This window comes from Hydrogenophaga aquatica (assembly GCF_054780915.1).
In genome coordinates this window covers 38,563-54,628 of record NZ_BAAGVK010000011.1, presented here as the reverse complement: position 1 = coordinate 54,628, position 16,066 = coordinate 38,563, and the positions used below count along the sequence as shown (strand labels likewise).

The 16,066-nt window shown below is 66.5% G+C and carries 15 protein-coding genes; 12 read left to right on the top strand and 3 right to left on the bottom strand.

Features of this window, described 5'->3' with window-relative positions:
• Positions 1–66: 66 nt before the first annotated feature.
• From ACYVHH_RS07720 to ACYVHH_RS07710, 3 genes are read left to right on the top strand one after another with little or no spacing between them, the layout of a single operon-like run.
• Positions 67–597, top strand: coding sequence for an RDD family protein (locus tag ACYVHH_RS07720; protein ID WP_460564557.1), 531 nt, complete (start codon positions 67–69; stop codon positions 595–597).
• A 1-nt stretch (position 598) separates the two neighbouring features.
• Entirely contained in the window at positions 599–1,006 is a 408-nt protein-coding gene (locus ACYVHH_RS07715; RefSeq protein WP_460564556.1) for a diacylglycerol kinase, read from the top strand.
• A complete protein-coding gene (locus ACYVHH_RS07710; RefSeq protein ID WP_460564555.1) occupies positions 1,003–1,599 on the top strand; it encodes an LOG family protein in 597 nt (198 codons plus the stop codon). Before ACYVHH_RS07715 ends, ACYVHH_RS07710 begins: the two co-directional genes overlap by 4 nt.
• 71 nt (positions 1,600–1,670) lie before the next feature.
• Here ACYVHH_RS07710 and ACYVHH_RS07705 read toward each other — a convergent pair whose 3' ends face one another.
• Positions 1,671–2,009, bottom strand: coding sequence for a P-II family nitrogen regulator (locus ACYVHH_RS07705; RefSeq protein ID WP_460564554.1), 339 nt, complete (start codon positions 2,007–2,009; stop codon positions 1,671–1,673).
• 55 nt (positions 2,010–2,064) lie between these two features.
• Here ACYVHH_RS07705 and ACYVHH_RS07700 point away from each other — a divergent pair, with 55 nt between their 5' ends.
• The 3 genes from ACYVHH_RS07700 to ACYVHH_RS07690 are packed head-to-tail and all read left to right on the top strand — an operon-like array spanning position 2,065 to position 6,373.
• Complete coding sequence (locus tag ACYVHH_RS07700) at positions 2,065–2,781, top strand: ABC transporter ATP-binding protein (protein WP_460564553.1); 717 nt, start codon at positions 2,065–2,067, stop codon at positions 2,779–2,781.
• The gene (locus ACYVHH_RS07695) at positions 2,778–5,132 is read left to right on the top strand and encodes an ABC transporter permease (RefSeq protein WP_460564552.1); all 2,355 of its coding nucleotides are present in this window, start codon (positions 2,778–2,780) and stop codon (positions 5,130–5,132) included. The genes ACYVHH_RS07700 and ACYVHH_RS07695 overlap by 4 nt, the downstream gene beginning before the upstream one ends.
• A gap of 2 nt (positions 5,133–5,134) precedes the next feature.
• On the top strand, positions 5,135–6,373 hold the full coding sequence (locus ACYVHH_RS07690) for an efflux RND transporter periplasmic adaptor subunit (RefSeq protein ID WP_460564551.1): 1,239 nt from the start codon (positions 5,135–5,137) through the stop codon (positions 6,371–6,373).
• Positions 6,374–6,394: 21 nt separating this feature from the next.
• On the opposite strand, the gene ACYVHH_RS07685 is transcribed toward ACYVHH_RS07690, so the two are convergent.
• Entirely contained in the window at positions 6,395–8,134 is a 1,740-nt protein-coding gene (locus ACYVHH_RS07685; protein ID WP_460565256.1) for an NAD+ synthase, read from the bottom strand.
• A 4-nt stretch (positions 8,135–8,138) separates the two neighbouring features.
• Here ACYVHH_RS07685 and ACYVHH_RS07680 point away from each other — a divergent pair, with 4 nt between their 5' ends.
• Positions 8,139–9,335, top strand: a complete 1,197-nt coding sequence (locus ACYVHH_RS07680) for a GNAT family N-acetyltransferase (RefSeq protein ID WP_460565255.1) — start codon at positions 8,139–8,141, stop codon at positions 9,333–9,335.
• 76 nt (positions 9,336–9,411) lie between these two features.
• Here the strand turns inward: ACYVHH_RS07680 and ppa are convergent, their stop codons facing one another.
• Positions 9,412–9,951 (bottom strand): inorganic diphosphatase, encoded by a 540-nt coding sequence (ppa, locus tag ACYVHH_RS07675; RefSeq protein WP_460564550.1) that lies wholly within the window; start codon positions 9,949–9,951, stop codon positions 9,412–9,414.
• A gap of 263 nt (positions 9,952–10,214) precedes the next feature.
• On the opposite strand from ppa, the gene ACYVHH_RS07670 reads away from it, so the two are divergent.
• The 5 genes from ACYVHH_RS07670 to ACYVHH_RS07650 all read left to right on the top strand — a co-directional run bounded on the left by ACYVHH_RS07670 (position 10,215) and on the right by ACYVHH_RS07650 (position 16,049).
• The gene (locus ACYVHH_RS07670; RefSeq protein WP_460564549.1) at positions 10,215–12,269 is read left to right on the top strand and encodes a sodium-translocating pyrophosphatase; all 2,055 of its coding nucleotides are present in this window, start codon (positions 10,215–10,217) and stop codon (positions 12,267–12,269) included.
• A 142-nt stretch (positions 12,270–12,411) separates the two neighbouring features.
• Positions 12,412–13,191: a FadR/GntR family transcriptional regulator gene (locus ACYVHH_RS07665; protein ID WP_460564548.1), complete on the top strand. Its 780-nt coding sequence runs from the start codon at positions 12,412–12,414 to the stop codon at positions 13,189–13,191.
• A 21-nt stretch (positions 13,192–13,212) separates the two neighbouring features.
• The gene (gene ltnD, locus ACYVHH_RS07660) at positions 13,213–14,133 is read left to right on the top strand and encodes an L-threonate dehydrogenase (protein ID WP_460564547.1); all 921 of its coding nucleotides are present in this window, start codon (positions 13,213–13,215) and stop codon (positions 14,131–14,133) included.
• Positions 14,130–15,383, top strand: a complete 1,254-nt coding sequence (otnK, locus tag ACYVHH_RS07655; RefSeq protein WP_460564546.1) for a 3-oxo-tetronate kinase — start codon at positions 14,130–14,132, stop codon at positions 15,381–15,383. Before ltnD ends, otnK begins: the two co-directional genes overlap by 4 nt.
• A gap of 3 nt (positions 15,384–15,386) precedes the next feature.
• Positions 15,387–16,049, top strand: coding sequence for a class II aldolase/adducin family protein (locus tag ACYVHH_RS07650; protein WP_460564545.1), 663 nt, complete (start codon positions 15,387–15,389; stop codon positions 16,047–16,049).
• The last annotated feature ends 17 nt before the right edge of the window (positions 16,050–16,066 follow it).

Here is a 16,066-nt window from a genome sequence, read left to right as displayed (position 1 = left end):
GCAAGCTGCGGGAAAGTGCCGAAATGCGACAATCGCCGGCACTTCAGCCCTGTACTCTCTGGTTCCATGTCTGCACCGGCCGCCACCGCCCTCCCCGACTCCACCCGGCTTACCGCCCCATCCCTGCCCCGCCGCATGGCTTGCTGGCTGTACGAGGGCATGCTGATGTTCGGCGTCGTGTTCATTGCTGGCTACCTGTTCAGCACGCTCACCCAGACCCGCCACGCCCTGGACAACCGCCACGAGCTGCAGGCGTTTCTGTTCGTGGTGTTCGGCATCTACTTCACCTGGTTCTGGTCCAAGGGCCAGACACTGGCCATGAAAACCTGGCACATCCGCGTGGTTGACACCAGCGGCCGCGCCATTTCGCAGAAGCGGGCCCTGCTGCGTTACGTGCTGAGCTGGGTCTGGTTCCTGCCGCCCCTGGCAGCGGGAGCGATCTGGTCACTGCCCGCCATCGAGGTGGCAGTGCTGGCGCTGGGCTGGATCGCCATCTGGGCCATCCTGTCGCGGTTCCATCCGCAACGCCAGTTCTGGCATGACGCGTGGGCTGGCACCCGGCTCGTGTCGTCCCTGCCCAACAAAGCCGAGCGGTGATATGGAAGCGACCCGAGAAGACCCCCAGGCGCAAAAACGCCGCCATGGCCTGGCCCGCCTGGCCCATGCCCTGCGTTATTCGCTGGCAGGTCTGCGCGCTGGCTGGCAGGAACCCGCCTTCCGCCAGGAAGCCCTGGCGGCCATGGTGATGGCCCCGCTGGCCTTCTACGTCGGGCGGAACTGGCTGGAAACGGCGGCACTGGTGTTTGTTGTGGTGTTCGTGATGGTGGTGGAACTGTTGAACACGGGCATCGAGACAGCCATCGACCGGATCGGACCCGAATGGCACCACCTGTCCAAACGCGCCAAGGACATGGGCAGCGCGGCGGTATTGCTGAGTCTTCTGCTGTGCGGCGGTGTGTGGCTGGCGGCGATTTGGTCCCGCCTGGCCCATGCCACAATGACATGATGACGACCAACACGCCCGCTTTCTCGATCTGCGTCTACTGTGGGTCGCGCCCCGGCGCCGACCCGGAGTTTGCCCACGCCGCCCATGCCGTCGGACGGTGGATAGGCTCGCACGGCGGGCAACTGGTTTATGGCGGCGGCAACAATGGCCTGATGGGCATGGTGGCCGACGCAACACTCCAGGCAGGCGGGCGCGTGGTGGGCATCATCCCCGAGGCACTGGTGGTGAAAGAATTCGCCAAGCGCGACTGCACGGAATTGCACGTGGTGCAGACCATGCACGAACGCAAGCGCATGATGGCAGAGCGCGCCGATGTGTTTCTGGCCCTGCCGGGTGGCATCGGTACCTTCGAGGAGCTGTTCGAGGTGTGGACCTGGCGCCAGCTGGGTTACCACGACAAGCCCATCGGCCTGCTCAACGTGAACGGCTACTACGATGCTCTGGAAGGCTTCCTGCAGTCTTCGGTGAAGGCCGGCTTCATGAGCGAATGGCAGATGGGGCTGGTACGCTCCTCCAGCGACATTGCAACGCTGCTGCCGGCACTGGTACAGGCCGCAGGCTTTGCACCCGCAGCCAGGCTAGAGACGATCTGAGTCGCTGCCCCGGGCCGTCCCAAGGCGACGAACGCCCCCTCGGGGGGCAGCGAAGCGCGGGGGTTCGATGGTCAGATCGCGGCTTCGTCCTGTTCACCGGTGCGGATGCGCACCACGCGCTCGACCGGGGTAACGAAGATCTTGCCGTCGCCGATCTTGCCCGTGCGCGCGGCGCGGATGATGGCATCGACGCAACGGTCCACGTCGGCAGAGTTGACCACCACCTCGATGCGGACCTTGGGCAGGAAATCCACCACGTATTCGGCACCACGGTAAAGCTCGGTGTGGCCCTTCTGGCGGCCAAACCCCTTGACTTCGGTCACGGTCAGCCCCGTCACGCCCTGCTCTGCCAAGGCCTCACGAACCTCTTCGAGCTTGAACGGTTTGATGACGGCGGTGATCTGCTTCATGCGCTGGGCTCCGGTGGGGTGTCTAGGTACGGGCGAAACTTTATCATGCATCACCATGACCGAGCAGCATGCACCTGTATTCCACGCCCAAGGGCTGACCAAGACCTACAAGCTGGGCGAGGTGGAGGTCCACGCGCTGCGCGGCGTCGACCTGGACCTGTACGCGGGCGAGTTCGTGGTGCTGCTGGGCGCGTCGGGCAGCGGCAAGTCCACGCTGCTCAACATCCTGGGCGGGCTGGATTCGCCAACGCTTGGGCAGGTGGTGTGCCAGGGGCACGAGCTGACTGGCGCGGATGACGCTGCACTGACCCACTTCCGCCGCGAGTCGGTGGGCTTTGTCTTCCAGTTCTACAACCTCATCCCCAGCCTGACAGCGCTGGAAAACGTGCAACTGGTGACCGAGATTGCCGCAGACCCCATGCCCGCCGAGCGGGCGCTGGAACTGGTGGGTCTGGGCGAACGCATGCACCACTTCCCTGCCCAGCTGTCAGGCGGTGAGCAGCAGCGCGTGGCGATTGCCCGGGCCATTGCCAAGCGCCCGGCGGTGCTGCTGTGCGACGAACCCACGGGCGCGCTGGATTCGCGCACCGGTGTACTGGTGCTGGAAGCCCTGGAGCGCATTCATCACGAGATCGGCGCCCTGACGGTGGTCATCACCCACAACGCGGTGATCGCGGAGATGGCCGACCGGGTGATACACCTGAGCGACGGCACCATCAGCCGTGAGGAACGCAACGCCAGCCCCCGGGCTGCAAAGGAGCTGCACTGGTGAGAGCCCTGCACCGCAAGCTGTGGCGGGACTTCTGGCAGCTGCGGGGCCAGTCGCTGGCCATTGCGCTGGTGGTGGTGGGCGGGATTGCCACGATGGTGATGGCCATGAGCAACCACCAGGCGCTGTCGGACACACGGGCCCGGTTTTACGAACGCCACCGCTTCGCGGAGGTGTTCGCGCACATTGAAAGAGCCCCCTGGGACGTGCTGCAGGAGTTGTCTGCCCTGCCCGGTGTCAGGCAGGCACAGGGGCGCGTGGTGGTGGGTGTGCACCTGGACATGCCGGATTTCGACGAGGCGGTGACAGCGCAGGTGGTTTCCCTTCCCGAGGGCGAGGACGGACTGAACCAGCTCTACCTGCGCGAGGGCACGCTGCCAAGCCAGCCATCGGAAGTGGTGGTGGGCGAGGCCTTCGCAGAGGCCCACCACCTGCACCCCGGGAGCCGTATCACGGCGATCGTCAACGGCCGCCGCCAGGAACTGCTGGTAAGCGGTGTGGGCCTGTCGCCCGAGTTCATCTACCAGATCCGCCCGGGCGACGTGTTCCCGGACTTTGCCCGTTTCACCATCCTGTGGATGCCGCGCGAGGCCTTGGCCAGTGCTTTCGACCTGGCGGGTGCTTTCAACGACGTGGTGATGACGCTGCACCCCGGAACTGCCACAGCCGAGGTGACCGGTGAGGTAGACCGGCTGCTGCGCCCATACGGCGGCACTGGCGCCTATGGGCGGGATCTGCAGATGTCAGACCGCTTCCTGAGCGAGGAACTCAAGCAGCTGCAGACCATGACCCGGCTGTTCAGCACCATCTTCCTGGGCGTATCGGCCTTCTTGCTGAACGTGGTGATTGGCCGCCTGATCGGCACGCAGCGCGAGCAGATTGCCGTATTGAAGGCCTTTGGCTACACCAGCTGGGAGGTAGGCCTGCATTACGCCCAACTGGTGCTGCTGATGGTGAGCGTGGGCGTGCTGCCGGGCGTGGCCATGGGCGCGTGGATGGGACATGGCATGGCCAGGATGTACATGACCTTCTACCGCTTCCCCTACCTGGAGTGGTCGGTGAGCCCTGCGATATGGGCGCTGGCGGCGGCCTTTGCCCTGGCGGCTGCAGCACTGGGCACCGTGGGGGGCCTGCGCCGGGTGTTCAACCTGGCGCCTGCCGAGGCCATGCGGCCCGAAGCTCCGCCTGTGTTCCACCGCACGCTGAGCGAACGTCTGGGCTTGGGACACTGGTTCGACCCCGCGGCGATGATGGTGGTGCGCAACCTGGAGCGGCGCCCGGTGCGGTCGCTGTTGTCCATTGTCGGCATCGGGCTGGCCGGAGGCATCCTGGTGATGTCACGGCTGCAATCGAGTGCGATAGACGAAATGGTGTCGGTGCAGTTCGGCTTGGCACAGCGCGACGACCTGAGCGTGGGTTTTGCCCACCCCACCCACTGGCGCGCGGTGGACGAGCTGGCCGCCCTGCCCGGAGTGCTGGCGGTGGAGGGTTACCGCGAAAGCCCAGTGAAGCTGCGCAACGGCCACCGTGAATACACCACGGCGCTGCAAGGGCTGGGCGCGCCAGGGGAGTTGAAACGCGTGCTCGACGCCGAGCTGCACGCCAACCCTCCACCGCCCGAGGGCCTGATGTTGACCGACTACCTGGCCACGATGCTGCACGTGAAGCCAGGTGACAGGCTGGAAGTGGAGTTCCTGGACGGCAGAAGGGAAAGGCTGGACCTGCCCGTGGCGTCAACCGTGAAGGAATTCCTGGGCGTGGGGACTTATGCGCGGAGGGAATGGCTGAACCGCCTGCGCCAGGAAGACGATGTGGTGTCGGGCGCATGGCTGAAGGTGGACCCGGCGAAGAAGGCCGACGTGCTGCTGGCGCTGCGCGAGCGGCCTCGCGTGTCGGGCGTGACAGACCGCGCCGCAGCCATACGCAGCTTTTACGACACCATGGCCGAAAGCATTCTGACCTTTACGCTGATCATCACCTTCATGGCGGGCAGCATCGCAGTGGGCGTGGTCTACAACGCCGCGCGCATCACCCTGGCCGAGCGCGCGCGTGACCTGGCCAGCCTGCGCATATTGGGCTACACCCGCGGCGAGGTGCGCAACCTGCTGCTGGGCGAACTGGCCACGCTGAGCCTGCTGGCACTGCTGCCCGGCTTTGCCCTGGGCTACGGCATGAGCGCGCTGCTGGTGGCGTCGTTCCAGTCTGACCTGTACCGGATTCCGCTGGTGGTCCACCCCGTGGCCTTTGCGTTCGCCGGTGCGGTGATGCTGGTGGCGTCTGGCCTGTCGGCCTGGCTGGTAGCTAGGCGGCTGCGCCGGCTGGACCTGGTGGCCGTGCTAAAAACCCGGGAGTGAACATGAACAACCCTACCCAACGCACACGCAACTGGCGCGCCCGCGCTCTGCGAACCGGCATTGCGGCCAGTGTGGGCGCCTTGCTGCTGGCGCTGGCCCTGTGGCCCGCGACGGTACGGGTGGACAGCACCGTGGCCAAGACGGGCTCCGTGCGCGAGACCTTCGAGGCCGAAGGCCGTACGCGGGTGCGCGACCGTTATGTGATCACCGCCCCGCTGGCGGGCACGATCCGGCGCATCGATTTGTCTGCCGGTGACGCCGTGAAGGCAGGCCAGCCCCTGGTGACGCTGGATCCCGTGGCCACCCCCACCCTGGACGCGCGCACCCGCACCCAGGCCCAGGCCCAGCTGGCAGCAGCCGAAGCGCACCTGGCCACCGCAGAAGCGGAGGAAGGTGCCGCCCGAGAGGCCGCCAGCCTGGCACGCAGCGAACTGCAACGGCAGGAAGCACTGGCGGCCCAGGGCATGGTTTCGCAGCAGGCACTGCAGCAGGCCCGCACCTTGCAGGAACGGGCCGAATGGCAGGCACGCAGCGCGCGGTTCCAGGTGGCTACGGCCAGGCACCAGGTGAGCGCCGCCAAGGCCGCCCTGCAACCCGGCGGGCCCCAAGGTGCCGCGCCGGGTACCACAGTCGTTCGATCCCCCGTGAATGGCGTGGTGCTGCGGCGGCACGCCCAGAGCGCGCGGCCCGTGCAAGCTGGCGAACCGTTGCTGGACATTGGCGACCCTGCAGCGCTGGAGGTGGAGGTGGACGTGCTGTCCAGCGATGCCGTGCGGCTGAGCAAGGGAGCCGCCGTGGAGTTGCTGCGCTGGGGCGGAGGCCCCGTGCTGCAGGGCACCGTGGCGGGCGTTGAACCTGGCGCGTTCACCAAGACTTCTGCGCTGGGCGTGGAAGAGCAGCGCGTGTGGGTGACGGTGGAGCTGCTCAGCCCGCGCGAACAATGGAGCGCGCTGGGTGAGGCATACCGCGTGCACGCACGCTTCGTGCTGCGCAGCGTGGACAACGCCGTCACGGTTCCCGGCGGCGCGCTGTTCCGCCCCACCGGCGGTGGCCAAGGAGGCAGCGAAGACCGCTGGGCCGTGTTCCGCGTCGAGGGCGGCAAGGCACGCCTGCGCGAGGTCAGGCTGGGCTTGCAGGGCGAAGGGCGCGTGCAGATTGTCGAAGGGCTGAGCGCAGGCGACGAAGTGGTGCTGCACCCGCCCCGCGAACTGAGCGACGGTCAGCGCGTCAAGGCCCCCTGAACCGGCGCCTGCCGCGCACCATCAGGCGCGGTAGCGGTTGGTGTTGGGGTAGCGCCAGTCCTTGCCGAAGCTTCGGTGCGTCACGCGGATACCCACGGGCGACTGCCGCCGCTTGTATTCGTTGATGCGGATGAGGCGCACCACCTGCTCCACCGCTGCCTGGGGGTAGCCCGCCTCGATGATCTGCGCGGGCGACTGGTCGTTTTCCATGTAACGCTCGACGATGGCATCCAGGATCTCGTAGGGCGGCAGGCTGTCCTGGTCCTTCTGATCAGGGCGCAGCTCGGCACTGGGCGGGCGGGTGATGATGCGGTCAGGGATGGGGTCGGCGCCCGTGCCGTAAGGGTCGTTCGCGTTGCGCCAGCGCGCCAGGCGGAACACCATGGTCTTGACCACGTCCTTGATGACGGCAAAGCCCCCGGCCATGTCGCCGTAGAGCGTGCAGTAGCCCGTGGCCATCTCGCTCTTGTTGCCGGTGGTGAGCACGATGCTGCCGAACTTGTTGGACAAGGCCATGAGCAGCGTGCCACGGATGCGCGCCTGGATGTTCTCCTCGGTCGTGTCCACGGCACGCTCTTCGAATAACGGGCCGAGCGACCCCAGGAAGGCCTCGAACTCGGGGCGGATGGAGACTTCGTCGTAACGCACGCCCAGGCGGCTGGCCATGTCGCGCGCATCAATCCAGGAAATGTCTGCGGTGTAGGGCGAAGGCATCATCACCGCGCGCACGCGGTCCTTGCCTAGCGCGTCCACGGCGATGGCCAGCACCAGCGCCGAATCGATGCCGCCAGACAGACCGATGATGGCGCCAGGGAAACCGTTTTTGCCGATGTAGTCACGCACGCCCAGCACCAGCGCGTGCCAGAGGTCGGCTTCCAGGCTTTGCTCCGGTGCCACCGGCCCGCGTAGCAGCGGCACGGCGGGCGCGGGTGCCACGGGCACGGGTGCGGCCGTGAAGATGGCCGAATCGCCTGCGGGCACTTCCAGCGCCACGGCGAACAGGGTGGATTCGAAACTGGGCGCCCGGGCCGCGAGCGAACCGTCCGCGCCCAGAGCGAAGCTGCGCCCTTCAAACACGATCTCGTCCTGCCCACCCACCAGGTGGGCATAGACCAGGGGCAGACCAGTGGCAGCCACACGCTGCTGCATGGCACGCTCACGCTCGTCGCCCTTGCCCGCGTGGAAAGGTGACGCATTGATGACGGCCAGCAACTGGGCACCCGCGTTGCGCGCCTCCTCGGCGGGCCGCTCGTACCAGGCGTCTTCGCAGATGAGCAAACCGACGCGCAAGGTGCCGCCGGACGCCAGGGGCACGTCGAACACGCAGCTTTGATCGCCGGGCACGAAGTAGCGGCGCTCGTCAAACACCTGGTAGTTGGGCAGTTCGCGCTTGGCGTAGGTGTGCAGCACCTGCCCTTCGCAGATGACGGAGGCAGCGTTGTGGCAGGGTGCGCGCCCCACGCTGCGGGAATGCGAGCGGCCATCAGGCACAGCCGCAGGATGCCCCACGACGATGTGCAGGCCGTTCAACCCCGCCGTCTCGCGGGCCACCGTTTTCACGGCATCATCGCAGGCATCGACAAAGGCGGGGCGCAGAAACAGGTCTTCGGCCGCGTAACCGCAGATGGCCAGTTCGGGTGTGAGCAGGATGCTGGCGCCCTGCGCATGGGCCTGGCGGGCGGCATCGATGATGAGGCGGGCGTTGCCGGCCAGATCGCCGACCACGAAATTGAGCTGCGCTACGCAGAGCTTGAGCGTCATGGACATGGATAACGGTTGCAGTGTGGGGAATTATGTCACCCGGGTCATCACGGACCCCTCGCTTCTGAAAGCCGAGGCGTGGGATGGGCTGTTGGCGCGGCATCCCGGGGGCGCCGCGAGCGGCCCCTTCATGCGCCACGCCTACCTGGCAGCCCTGCACACCAGCGGCAGCGCCGTGCCCGCCACCGGCTGGGCGCCGCAGTGGATCACCCTGTGGCAGGGTGGCGAGCTGCACGCCGCCGCGCCGCTGTACGTAAAAAACCACTCTTACGGCGAATACGTGTTCGACTGGGCCTGGGCCAACGCCTACGCGCAGCACGGGCTGGACTATTACCCCAAGGCCGTGGTGGCCGTGCCGTTCACACCCGTGCCCGGCCCCAGGCTGCTGGCCTTGGACAGCGCAGCGCGTGAAGCGCTGGTGCAGGCGGTCCTGGCCCACTGTCAGGAGCAGGGCTTGTCGTCGCTGCACGTGCTGTTTGCGGAACCGGCCGACCGGCATGCCTGTGCAAACGCGAGCCTGATGGACCGCCAGACCGTGCAGTTCCACTGGACGCAGCGGACTGACAAACCTTATGAGGATTTCGATGGTTTTCTCGCCTCGCTGACGCAGGAGAAGCGAAAGAAGATACGCCAGGAGCGGCGACGTGTGACAGAGGCGGGCGTGACCTTCGAGCACCGGCGCGGACGCAATATCTCAGCCTCCGACTGGGATTTCTTCTACCGCTGCTACGCGCGCACCTACCTGGAGCACGGCAACCCGCCCTACCTGCGCCCGGCGTTCTTCCAGGCCATGGCCGAACAGTTGCCGGAACACTGGCTGCTCTTCCTGGCCCGCCGCGCCGACGGCACGCCCATGGCTTGCAGCCTGGTGGCGCTGAGCGACGAATCCGCCCACCCCGAAGCTGCCTATGGCCGCTATTGGGGAGCACTTGAGCGGGTGGACTGCCTGCACTTCGAGGCCTGCTACTACCAGCCCCTTCAGTGGTGCATAGCCCACGGTGTGCAGCGCTTTGAAGGCGGCGCGCAAGGCGAGCACAAGATGGCTCGCGCCCTGCTGCCGGTGGTCACGCACAGCGCCCACTGGCTGGCCCACCCCGCATTCGCCGATGCCGTGGAACGCTTTCTGCAACGCGAAGGCGACGGCATGGCGAGCTACCTGGAACACCTGGAAAGCCGAAGCCCCTTGCGAACCCCAGCGTGAACCGGGCCCGGCAAGGGGCTTCAAAAGCGGCCAGGCACCGGCACGCAACCGGTGCAGCCGCCGAACGAACCGAAGGTCAGGCCTTCTGATCGGCTTCGTAGGCGGCGATGCCGTCCAGGATTTCCTTGTGGGCGGCGTCCTTGCCGTCCCAACCCAGCACCTTGACCCACTTGCCGGGGTCCAGATCCTTGTAGTGCTCGAAGAAGTGTTCGATGGCCTTGAGGCGCACCGGGTTCAGATCTTCCAGCTTCTGCCACTGGGAATACAGGGGCAGGATCTTCTCGGTGGGCACGGCCAGCACCTTGCCGTCCACGCCGCCTTCGTCTTCCATCTTCAGGATGCCGAGGGCACGGCAGGGCACCACCACGCCGGGGGGCAGCGGCACCGGGGTGATCACCAGCACGTCCACCGGGTCACCGTCACCGGCGATGGTCTTGGGCACATAACCGTAGTTGGTCGGGTAGTGCATGGCGGTGTTCATGAAGCGGTCCACGAAGATGCAGCCAGAGGCCTTGTCCACTTCGTACTTGATGGGGTCGCCGTTCATCGAGATTTCGATGATGACGTTGAACGCTTCAGGCACCTTGCTGCCGGGGGTGACGTGGTCGAGAGACATGTTGACTCGTTGAAAGGAGTTGAAGAAACAGTAAGGATTGGGCCCGATTTTACTGATTCGACGCTGACGCCCCGCCCGGCCCGGGATGGCTGCTGCGCCGCAACAGTGCCAAAACCGGTAATTTGCGATAAATTGCGAGTGTTGGCCAATCGCCCTGCCCGTTCTGACACACAACCTGGGCAATGTGCGAGGAAGCAACGCAGCGGAAGCCAGTGGCTCGCGTGCGTTGGCTTCCTCCAAGTCGAAACGAGCAGGAGAAATCTATGGTTGGACAATCTGCGCTGATCTTTGCGCTGGTGTGCGGACTCGTGGCTGTCGTTTACGGATTCTGGTCGCGCACGTGGATTCTTTCCCAGGACGCGGGCAACGCCCGCATGCAGGAAATCGCCGGGGCCATCCAGGCTGGCGCGGCCGCCTACCTGGCCAAACAGTACCGGACCATCGCCATCGTGGGCGTGGTGCTGGCCTTGCTGATCGGTGTATTCCTAGACGTGGCCACGGCCGTTGGCTTCGTGCTGGGGGCGGTGCTCTCGGGCGCCTGCGGCTTCATTGGCATGAACATTTCGGTGCGCGCCAACGTGCGCACCGCCCAGGCCGCCACGCGCGGCATCGGCCCGGCGCTGGACGTGGCCTTCCGCGGCGGCGCCATCACCGGCATGCTGGTGGTGGGGCTGGGGCTGCTGGGTGTGGCGGGCTTCTTCTGGTTCCTGGTGGGCAACGGCAACCTCAACCCGTCGTCCAACCTCGCCAAACTGCTCAACCCGCTGATCGGCTTTGCCTTCGGATCGTCGCTGATCTCGATCTTTGCGCGGCTGGGTGGCGGCATTTTCACCAAGGGCGCCGATGTGGGCGCGGACTTGGTGGGCAAGGTGGAAGCCGGCATTCCCGAGGACGACCCGCGCAACCCGGCCGTGATTGCCGACAACGTGGGTGACAACGTGGGCGACTGCGCCGGCATGGCCGCCGACCTGTTCGAGACCTATGCGGTGACGCTGATCGCCACCATGGTGCTGGGCGCACTGATGGTGGCCGCCGCGCCCATGCAGGCAGTGCTCTACCCGCTGGCGCTGGGCGGCGTGTCCATCCTGGCGTCGATCATCGGCTGCTTCTTCGTGAAGGCCACGCCGGGCATGAAGAACGTGATGCCCGCGCTGTACAAGGGCCTGATCGTGGCGGGCGTGTTGTCGGGCATTGCCTTCTACGGCGTGACTGTCTGGCTGATGCCTGACAACGCCATTGCGGCCAGCGGCAGCCAGTGGCGCCTGTGGGCTGCCGGGTTGGTGGGCCTGGGCCTGACCGCCGCGCTGGTGTGGATCACCGAGTACTACACGGGCACCCAGTACAAGCCCGTGCAACACGTTGCGCAAGCGTCCACCACGGGACACGCCACCAACATCATCGCGGGCATAGGCGTGAGCATGAAGTCCACCGCCTGGCCGGTGCTGTTCGTGTGTGTGGCCATCATCGTGAGCTACGCACTGGCTGGGCTGTACGGCGTGGCCGTGGCCGCCACCGCCATGTTGAGCATGGCCGGCATTGTGGTGGCGCTGGACGCCTACGGCCCCATCACCGACAACGCTGGCGGCATTGCCGAAATGGCTGAACTGCCCGCCAGCGTGCGCGACATCACCGACCCGCTGGACGCCGTAGGCAACACCACCAAGGCGGTGACCAAAGGCTACGCCATCGGCTCGGCGGGGCTGGCCGCGCTGGTGCTGTTTGCCGACTACACCCACAAGCTCGAAACCTACGGCATGCAGGTGAGCTTCGACCTGAGCGAGCCCATGGTCATCGTCGGCCTGTTCATTGGCGGCCTGATTCCCTACCTGTTCGGCGCCATGGCCATGGAGGCGGTGGGCCGTGCGGCGGGCGCTGTGGTGGAAGAAGTGCGCCGCCAGTTCCGCGAGATCCCAGGCATCATGGAAGGCACGGCCAAGCCCGAGTACGGCAAGGCCGTGAGCATGCTGACCGGCGCTGCCATCAAGGAGATGATGTTGCCCAGCCTGCTGCCCGTGGTGGTGCCCATTCTGGTGGGTCTGCTGCTGGGGCCAAAGGCGCTGGGTGGCGTGTTGATGGGCACCATCGTGACCGGCCTGTTCGTGGCCATTTCCATGTGCACGGGCGGCGGCGCCTGGGACAACGCCAAGAAGTACATCGAAGACGGCCACCACGGCGGCAAGGGTTCCGACGCGCACAAGGCCGCCGTGACCGGCGACACCGTGGGCGACCCGTACAAGGACACCGCCGGCCCCGCCGTCAACCCGTTGATCAAGATCATCAACATCGTGGCGCTGCTGATCGTGCCGCTGCTGGCCTGACCTTCAACGCACTTCAATCCAAGCCCGCTTTCAAGCGGGCTTTTTTGCGTCTGAGGACCACCTTTCGGGAAAACCCCGAGACATTTGTTTTTTCATAATTTGTATGATGACCTGACAAATACTCGAAGACGCAGCACCTGCCATGTCCGACAAACTGACGCCCACCGAACGCCTGAGCGACAAGCTGGCCGCCCTGCTGCGCCAGCACATCGAATCCGGCGAATGGGCGCCGGGCGACAAGCTGCCCACCGAACAGCAATTGACAGAGCAGTTCCAGGTGTCGCGCACGGTGGTGCGGGAGGCGGTGAGCCGCCTCAAATCCATGGGCCTGCTGACCTCGCGCCAGGGCGCTGGCATGTTCGTGGCGCCGCGCATCCAGGCTCGCGCGCTGGCCTTCGACCCCACGGTGCTTACATCGCTGGATGCCGTACTGCAGGTGGTGGAGGTGCGCCGCACGCTGGAGGGTGAAGTCGCCGCTCTGGCGGCACAACGCATCACACCTGCCAAGGCCCGCGCGATTGAAGACGCCTTGGCCGCCATTGAAGAGGCCGTGCAGCGCGGCGAGGACGGCGTGGAACAAGACCTGCGCTTTCACCGTGCCATTGCCCGCGCCACCGACAACCCTCAATTCGAAAGGCTGCTGGACTTCCTGGAGCAGTACCAGCGCGACGCGATCAAGGTCACGCGTGCCAACGAGGCCATGCACAGCGAATTCATGAAGCAGGTACGCACCGAACACGCCGCCATTGCCCGTGCGGTGGTAAGCGGCCGCCCCGACCTGGCCCGCAAGGCCGCCACCCGGCACATGGTGCACGCCGCACGCCGCATCGAACAGGCCGACGCACCCGTGAAACAGGCGCTGGACAAACTGTTCGCCAAGAAGGCCAACCCCGCCAGGGCTGCCGCCAAGTCCGTTCACTGACTCCCAAGACACGCAATCCACATGCAACCCACCACGAACAAGACGCTTGGCGTCATCGGCCTCGGCTCCATGGGCATGGGGGCCGCCCTGTCGGCGCTGCGTACCGGCGTTGCCACCTGGGGCTGCGACCCCCGTGCCGAGGCTCGAGACAGCTTTGCCCAGGCAGGCGGCCACGCGGTGGCCACGCCTGTTGAACTGGCGGCCCAATCCGATGTGGTGCTGATCCTTGTGGTGAACGCCACGCAAACCGAAGAGGTGCTGTTCGGCGCACACGGTCTGGCCCAATCCATGAAGCCGGGCAGCGTGGTTGTGGCGTCCGCCACGGTGGACCCGAGCCTGCCGCCGCAGTGGGAAAGCCGTCTGGCAGACAAAAGCATCCATTTCATTGACGGCCCGGTTTCTGGCGGTGCAAAAAAAGCGGCTGAAGGCCAGATGACGGTGATGGCCTCTGGCCGCCCCGAAGCCTTTGAAGCGGCAGCGCCGCTGCTGGAAGCCTTTGCGGGCAAGGTGTACCGCCTGGGCGACCGCGCAGGCGTAGGCTCCACCGTGAAGATGGTGAACCAGCACCTGGCGGGTGTGCACATTGCAGCCGCCTGCGAGGCCATGGCGCTGGGCATGCGCGCGGGGGCCGACCCGCAGCAGCTCTACGAGGTGATCTGCAACTCGGCAGGCATGAGCTGGATGTTCCAGAACCGCGTGCCACACATTCTTGACGGCGACTACACCCCGCTGTCGGCCGTGAACATCTTCGTGAAAGATCTGGGCATCGTGCTGGACGCGGCGCGCAAGCTGGCCTTTCCACTGCCGCTGGCGTCGTCGGCCCACCAGCTCTACCTGGCCACTGCCGCCATGGGGCTGGGCGGTGAAGACGATTCGGCCGTGGTGAAGTACTACGCCAGCCTGGCCGGTCTGAGCCTGCCCGGGCAGGAGACAGCGGCATGATTCTGGGCGTGATTGCAGACGACTTCACCGGTGCCACCGACGTGGCCAGCATGCTGGTGCGCGCCGGTATGCGCACGGTGCAGGTGATGGGCGTGCCCGACGGCCCACCTCCCGAAGCCGACGCCGTGGTGGTGGCATTGAAGTCACGCACCGCGCCCGTGGATGAGGCAGTGGACGACTCCCTGGCTGCGCTGCGCTGGCTGCAAGGCGGCGGCGCACGGCAGTTCTACTTCAAGTACTGCTCCACCTTCGACTCCACGCCAACAGGCAACATCGGCCCCGTGGCCGAGGCCCTGCTGGATGCCTTGGGCAGCGACTTCTCCATCGCCTGCCCAGCCTTCCCCGAGAACGGCCGCACGGTCTTTCGCGGCCACCTGTTCGTGGGCGACGAGCTGCTGAGCGATTCCGGCATGCGCCACCACCCGCTGACGCCCATGACCGACGCCAACCTGGTGCGGGTGCTGCAGGCACAGTGCCAAGGACGTGTGGGCCTGGCCCGGCACGACGTGGTGAGCCAAGGCACGGCTGCCTTGCGCCAACGCCTGGCCGAGCTGCGTGCCAGCGGCATGCGCTTTGCCATGGTGGACGCCATCGACAACGACGCGCTGCGCACCATGGCCGCCGCGTGCGCCGACATGCCACTCATCACCGCAGGCTCTGGCGTGGCGCTTGGGCTGCCCGCCGTGTATGAAGCGCAAGGCTGGCTCAAGCCGGACGCCGAAGCGGCCCGCTTGCCCAGTGTCGGCGGGCGTGCTGCGGTGCTGTCGGGCTCCTGCTCCAGCGCCACCAACGCGCAAGTGGCGCATTGGATTGCCCAGGGGCGCCCGGCCATGCGCATCGACGCGCGCGCCCTGGCTGCAGGCGAAGACCTGGCCACGCAAGCCGCCCACTGGGCCGGTGCACAGGGCGACACCCCCGTGCTCATCTACGCCACTGCGCAGCCCGACGAGGTCAAGGCCATACAGGCCGAGCTGGGCGTGCAGCGCGCAGGTCACCTGGTAGAACAGTGCCTGGCCCGCGTGGCCGCCAGCCTGGTGGATGCCGGGGTGCGGCGCCTGGTGGTGGCTGGGGGAGAAACATCAGGCGCCGTGGTGCAGGCGCTGGGCGTGCAGCAATTGCGCATCGGCGCCGCGATCGACCCGGGCGTGCCCTGGACCCAGGCCGAAGGCCGACCGCTGCTGCTCGCGTTGAAGTCGGGCAACTTCGGCACGGTGGACTTCTTCAGCAAAGCGCTGGCGCTGGTGGACTGAGCCATGGACACCTTGCGCCAGGAAATATGCCGCGTGGGCCGTTCGCTCTTCGAGCGCGGTTACGTGCACGCCACGGCGGGCAACATCAGCGTGCGCGTGCCTGCCGAACACGGTGGCGGCTACCTCATCACCCCCACGGACGCCTGCCTGGGCTTTCTGCAGGCGGACGAACTGGCCTGGGTGGACGACGCAGGCGTGCAACGTTCGGGCCGCCCGGCCAGCAAGACGCTGGCGCTGCACCGGCGCATCTACGAAGCCGACCCGGCGGCGGGCTGCGTCATCCACACCCATTCCACGCACCTGGTGGCGCTGACGCTGCAGGAGCCCCACCACGCGGGCGACCTGCTGCCGCCCATCACGCCGTACTTCGTGATGAAGGTGGGACACGTGCCGCGCATTGCCTACCACCGCCCCGGCGACCCGCGCGTGGGCGACGAGGTGGCACAGCGCATTGCCCAGGCCCGTGAAGGCGGCCTGACGTTGCGGGCCGTGATGCTGGAACGCCTGGGCCCGAATGTCTGGCACGGCACACCGGCGCAGGCCATGGCCGCGCTGGAGGAACTGGAAGAAACCGCCCGGCTGTGGCTGATGAGCCAACCCCGCCCCACACCGCTGACGCCCGAGCAGATCCAGGAGCTGCGCGAGGCTTTCAACGCTTCCTGGTAACGACGCACACAGAACCT

What these genes read in the sequence shown, in the direction of transcription:
- ppa (WP_460564550.1), bottom strand. Translation starts at nt 9,951, where the DNA reads ATGTCTCTCGACCACGTCACCCCCGGCAGCAAGGTGCCTGAAGCGTTC.
- ACYVHH_RS07680 (WP_460565255.1), top strand. Translation starts at nt 8,139, where the DNA reads ATGGATAACGGTTGCAGTGTGGGGAATTATGTCACCCGGGTCATCACG.
- ACYVHH_RS07665 (WP_460564548.1), top strand. Translation starts at nt 12,412, where the DNA reads ATGTCCGACAAACTGACGCCCACCGAACGCCTGAGCGACAAGCTGGCC.
- ACYVHH_RS07700 (WP_460564553.1), top strand. Translation starts at nt 2,065, where the DNA reads ATGACCGAGCAGCATGCACCTGTATTCCACGCCCAAGGGCTGACCAAG.
- ACYVHH_RS07650 (WP_460564545.1), top strand. Translation starts at nt 15,387, where the DNA reads ATGGACACCTTGCGCCAGGAAATATGCCGCGTGGGCCGTTCGCTCTTC.
- ltnD (WP_460564547.1), top strand. Translation starts at nt 13,213, where the DNA reads ATGCAACCCACCACGAACAAGACGCTTGGCGTCATCGGCCTCGGCTCC.
- ACYVHH_RS07720 (WP_460564557.1), top strand. Translation starts at nt 67, where the DNA reads ATGTCTGCACCGGCCGCCACCGCCCTCCCCGACTCCACCCGGCTTACC.
- ACYVHH_RS07690 (WP_460564551.1), top strand. Translation starts at nt 5,135, where the DNA reads ATGAACAACCCTACCCAACGCACACGCAACTGGCGCGCCCGCGCTCTG.
- ACYVHH_RS07705 (WP_460564554.1), bottom strand. Translation starts at nt 2,009, where the DNA reads ATGAAGCAGATCACCGCCGTCATCAAACCGTTCAAGCTCGAAGAGGTT.
- ACYVHH_RS07715 (WP_460564556.1), top strand. Translation starts at nt 599, where the DNA reads ATGGAAGCGACCCGAGAAGACCCCCAGGCGCAAAAACGCCGCCATGGC.
- ACYVHH_RS07685 (WP_460565256.1), bottom strand. Translation starts at nt 8,134, where the DNA reads ATGACGCTCAAGCTCTGCGTAGCGCAGCTCAATTTCGTGGTCGGCGAT.
- otnK (WP_460564546.1), top strand. Translation starts at nt 14,130, where the DNA reads ATGATTCTGGGCGTGATTGCAGACGACTTCACCGGTGCCACCGACGTG.
- ACYVHH_RS07670 (WP_460564549.1), top strand. Translation starts at nt 10,215, where the DNA reads ATGGTTGGACAATCTGCGCTGATCTTTGCGCTGGTGTGCGGACTCGTG.
- ACYVHH_RS07710 (WP_460564555.1), top strand. Translation starts at nt 1,003, where the DNA reads ATGATGACGACCAACACGCCCGCTTTCTCGATCTGCGTCTACTGTGGG.